This window comes from Ruegeria sp. YKSF57 (assembly GCF_059612585.1).
Map to the genome: position 1 here is coordinate 1 of NZ_JBXWQW010000102.1, position 4,696 is coordinate 4,696.

3 protein-coding genes and 1 pseudogene are annotated in these 4,696 nt (G+C 53.8%); 3 read left to right on the forward strand and 1 reads right to left on the reverse strand.

Annotated features, from left to right (window positions below; translation table 11 throughout):
- Nucleotides 1–115 precede the first annotated feature (115 nt).
- Both AC2FLX_RS21905 and AC2FLX_RS21910 read left to right on the forward strand, forming a co-directional pair.
- Nucleotides 116–244, forward strand: a pseudogene (locus tag AC2FLX_RS21905) (IS6 family transposase); the annotation flags it as partial.
- A 177-nt stretch (nt 245–421) separates the two neighbouring features.
- On the forward strand, nt 422–1,609 hold the full coding sequence (locus tag AC2FLX_RS21910; protein ID WP_496809722.1) for an MFS transporter: 1,188 nt from the start codon (nt 422–424) through the stop codon (nt 1,607–1,609).
- Nucleotides 1,610–1,693: 84 nt separating this feature from the next.
- On the opposite strand, the gene AC2FLX_RS21915 is transcribed toward AC2FLX_RS21910, so the two are convergent.
- Complete coding sequence (locus AC2FLX_RS21915; RefSeq protein WP_496808010.1) at nt 1,694–2,380, reverse strand: Crp/Fnr family transcriptional regulator; 687 nt, start codon at nt 2,378–2,380, stop codon at nt 1,694–1,696.
- 360 nt (nt 2,381–2,740) lie between these two features.
- On the opposite strand from AC2FLX_RS21915, the gene AC2FLX_RS21920 reads away from it, so the two are divergent.
- Entirely contained in the window at nt 2,741–4,660 is a 1,920-nt protein-coding gene (locus tag AC2FLX_RS21920) for a DUF3604 domain-containing protein (RefSeq protein WP_496808011.1), read from the forward strand.
- Nucleotides 4,661–4,696 lie beyond the last annotated feature (36 nt).

The window sequence follows — 4,696 nt, forward strand, 5'->3', positions numbered from 1 at the left end:
ACTCGGGCGAGTGGTTCTTCCGTTTCGACATCTCTGATCTCCTTTTCGTCGAAGATCAGCAGACAACAAATCGTAGCTTACGTCAGTGTCCGAAATTCAGGGGGTAGCTCATGGCGGGTTTAAATCGTTCAGATCCGCTTCGGCTACTCTGGACGGTATTGAGGTTGCGAACATGATCCGAAAGCAGCAGTTCCTCAGCACTACGACATCTGGCTTTCGGAAATTTGCCGAGATCGCAGGATAGGTGTATCCAGTAAGTCGCTACTTTGGCCATTCTAAAAGTTTGCGACACTTCCACACATCCTGCTAATTCCGAAAGCGTCAATGGTCGAAAGTTTGCAACGGAACCCTCTCAACAAACTAAGAACTTGATCTTGCTTCAATCGATCCTAATGCTCGACAACATCTTAGTAACTTCAGATTGGCAATTGAAAGCTACCTATTGATCCTGATTAAGCGACTTGCAATTGTATCTGGTGTCTATGTCTATGCTGCGTCGAACGCACTGCTTTCCGGTGGCCTTGGTCCGGTGAGCCGGGACTATGGCATCACTGAATTTCAAGTCGGTATAATCCTAAGTCTCGGCGCGTTGGCTGTTGTACCCACAGCGCCCCTATGGGGCGTTTTGTCAGAGCGCGTGGGCCGCCGCTTCCTGGTTTTGACCGCTATTCCATTTATTTTGCTCAGTCCGTTGATAATGGCGCTGGTGTTTTCAAACATGTTGGTTCTGGCCACCAGCGCAACGGTCTATACGCTTGCAGTTGCCCGCACCGTAAAGGGTGTGTTCGGTGGGGCGCTCATTCCGTCGACGCTGGCGCTCATTGCCGACACTACAGACAGCAAGACGCGCGTCTCAGGCATGGGTCTTATGGGGGCTTCCGTCAGTTTGGGCGCACTCTCAGGGTCAATGCTGCTCTGGTTGACCGCCGAGCGGGGCATTGCTGTCGGCTTTTTTGCGCTTCTTCTGGCAGGCTTGTTTGCGTTTTTTCTGTCTTTGAAATTTCTTCCGACCTCGCAATTACATATCCCTCCAAGGACGAAAAAACCCATTCGATTGTCTCGTTTCTGGAAGTTCTTTGCGATCACGATGGCAGGCTTTGCTGGCTACACCATGGTTGTTCCTATCATCGGGTTGAAACTAATGGATGACCTGCTGGTGAACAGTACCGAGGCAATGAAATCCACAGGTTATGTTCTCGCAGGTGCAACTCTTTCGTTGACGATATCACAAGTATTTGTGGCAACACGAAAGGGATGGGATGCGCTTAGGTTGCTGCGGTCCGGCAGTATTGGCGCTTTGACCGGAATAGGGGTCATGATTCTGGCCGATGATGTGTTTATTCTGGCGATTGGCATGATCGCCGTTGGTGCTTCTCTGGGGACAGTCGCTCCTGGCGCGATGGGTGCGCTCAGTCTATCAGCCGACAAAACGGATCAAGGTCGAGTGGCGGGCTTTAATACGGCTTTTCGCGGAATAGGAATTGCGGCCGGGCCGGTTCTAGGCACTGCACTTTACAGTTTCGGTACAGACGCTCCACTTTGGGGCGCATTGGCGCTTGTGTTTTTTGTTGCGGTGTTGAGTTTGTCTTGCCAGAAACCCGATATTTGAGCCGCACAGCCGGAAAGAACCTTCCATTCTTTGAAAAAACTCTACCCGCGTTCACGCGGACCGCTCGCATCTCGTGAACACAGTTCACAGCAAGGCCAACAGCCCCTTGGGATTCGTTATGGTTACGCAGGCGCGTCCGAGCCAAAGCAGTTTTTTGCGTTCCAGTTCCGCAAGGCGAGAAGAAACAACACCGCGCGATAGGTTGGCCATGGTAGCGATTTCTCGGTGTGTGGCATCGACGATCGCTGGAACAGGAGGGTTGGGTTCATACAGCCCGGCCAACCTGGCCAAGACGGCAATAAGGCGTTCATGGCTTCCACGGCGCATGAGATCATGGGCAAAACCGATTGCCCTGTGATGGTTTTGGATCTGGTTCAACAACAGTCGACGCCAAATATCCGGGTAAGTCTCGGCAAAACTCACAAACTCGTTGCTTTTGACAACCAAAATGGTCGAAGGGCGCGTAGCATAAGCGCCGATATTACGTCTTTTTATTCCGGCCAGCCGTGCTGCTCCAATCCACACCCCAGGGTGCATCAGAAAGCTTTTTTCGATCACGTTTTCGGTTCCTGCCGACTCGATAGCAATCGAACCCGAGGCCAGCCCGAAGAGGTCTCTGGCAGGATCGTCGATGGAATAAAGTGGCTGCCCGGGGCCAAGCGTAACATGATGAGTAATGCTCAGGAACGCGCCCAACATTTCATCCGACAAGGTTGAAACCCAACCATGCTGCGAAAGATATTTTTTTGCGTCAGCGCTTGAGATGTGCATTCAATTCTGCCTTCTGTCCGAATTCGGACAAATAGATTTATTCTAATGGCTACAGTCAAGGGGCGAATCTGACATTTCAGACATAGGTTTGCGATTCTTTAGGGTGAATGATGTCTTCATTGGAACGGTTTTTTTCTTTCGGCTGGTTCAGGCGGCCTCCTGTGTTTTGGCAGTTTCACCGGGGCATTCAATGCCTCCAGTCCGGCTTGGGTCTGCGAAAATCTGCTGCCGCTCATGGTTCCAGACTGGCAGGCTGCGGGGGACTGACCCGAGTTGATTGGGGCGTTCTGACTGGCCCGGAATCGAAAGTGTGCCGATCCATCACCCATAGCTATTTGCCCACATAGTAAGGAACACCCGATGCAAAAAATTATTCCTTCTCTCGCTGCGACACTTTTTGCGATGGGCGTTTTTGCACAAGAAGCTCCGCCCGAAGCGTCCGATAGTGTTTTGAAGGGGCGCCCCTATTCCCCCTATGCCGACCGCGCGTTTCCGACGCGACCATTGTTCGGCGACACGCATGTCCACACCGCGTTGTCGGCTGATGCGGGAGGCGGTGGAACAACACTTTTGCCACGCGATAGCTATCGACTGGCCCGTGGTGAGCAGGTGATTTCGAACACCGGTCAACCTGTCAAACTCTCTCGTCCCCTGGATTTCTACATGGTCACGGATCATTCTGATGGGATGGGCGCCATTACTGACATTTTGTCCGGTGCGCCCAACATCATGGCCGATGAGCAAGGGCGGCAATTTCATGAAGCCTTTGCCAAAGGCGGACAAGCGGCCCGCATGGCGGCTCAGGAACTCACAAAACAGTTTGCACAAGGCACAATTTCGTCCGAACTCAACTACCAGCCCGGCAATCCGGCTTACAAGCGGGTCTGGGATGATATCATTGCCGCAGCGGAAGAGTTCAACGACCCCGGTGTCTTTACCACCTTCATCGCGTTTGAATGGACCTCATTGGTCTCGGGCAACAATCTGCACCGCAACGTCATTTTTCGAGACGGGCCCGAACGCGCAGGTCAGATTGTACCTTACACCACAACACCGCCAATGGGGTCGAGCAATCCGCGTGACCTCTGGGCTTGGCTCGAGAACTACGAAACGGTCACGGGTGGCGATGTCACCGCAATTCCGCATAACGGCAACCTTTCCAGCGGCATGATGTTCCCGCTGGTCGATGATTTTGCCGATGGTGCACCACTCGATCCGGCATATGCGGAAGCACGCCAAAAGTGGGAACGGCTTTATGAATGGACTCAGTTCAAAGGGGATGGCGAAGCGCATCCCATGCTATCGCCCGAGGACGAGTTTGCCAACTTCGAGACATGGGATTATGGCAATCTCGACGCGACGGTTCGAAAAACGCCCGAGATGCTGCCGGGTGAATATGCAAGGTCTGGTTTGTTGCGTGGGCTGGAACTGGGCGCTGTACTTGGGTCCAACCCCTACAAGTTTGGTGCCGACGGCGCGACGGATACGCATACCGGCCTGACCACGGCGCAGGAAAACAACTTTTATGGAAAATTTACCGCCTATGAACCCAACGGTGAACGGGCGGCGCATGTCGGAAGGACATATCCGAACGGCGATGTTGCGTACGACTCGTCCATCTATTCAGCCGCGGGTTTGACCGCTGTCTGGGCCACGGAAAACACTCGTGGTGCGATCTTTGATGCCATGGAGCGGCGCGAAACCTACGCGACGACCGGATCGCGCCTATCCGTAAGGTTCTTTGGTGGCGATTATGAAGCCGACGCGATGAACCGTCGTGATCTGGCTCAGGTCGGCTACTATGGCGGGGTCCCCATGGGTGGTGATCTTGCCGCGCCTGCGGACGGCGAAGCGCCTGACTTCCTCGTCTATTCTCTGCGTGATCCGTCGGGTGCAAATCTTGACCGAGTGCAGATCATCAAGGGTTGGATCGATGCTGAATCCGGCGAGGCCATGGAAAAGGTCTATGATGTTGCGTGGGGGGGTGACCGGTCTCCGGATGAGAACGGAAAACTGCCGCCGGTTGGCAATACCGTCGACCTGTCGGTTCCGTCCTGGACAAACACCATCGGTGCGCCCGAGCTTGGTGCCGTCTGGACCGACCCGGATTTCGACCCGGCAGAACCCGCATTCTATTATGCCCGGGTCATCGAAATCCCCACCCCACGCTGGACGGCTTATGACGCCGCAAAGTTCGGCGTTCAAATGGCGACTGGTGTTCCGATGATCACGCAGGACCGCGCCTACACCTCACCCATTTGGTACACGCCCAAGAATTAAGGAGTTCGTTTGCAATGAAAAAGCTCATTCCGATTG

Excerpts from the sequence above, each read along its gene's own strand:
- AC2FLX_RS21915 (WP_496808010.1), bottom strand. The coding sequence starts at position 2,380 with ATGCACATCTCAAGCGCTGACGCAAAAAAATATCTTTCGCAGCATGGT.
- AC2FLX_RS21920 (WP_496808011.1), top strand. The coding sequence starts at position 2,741 with ATGCAAAAAATTATTCCTTCTCTCGCTGCGACACTTTTTGCGATGGGC.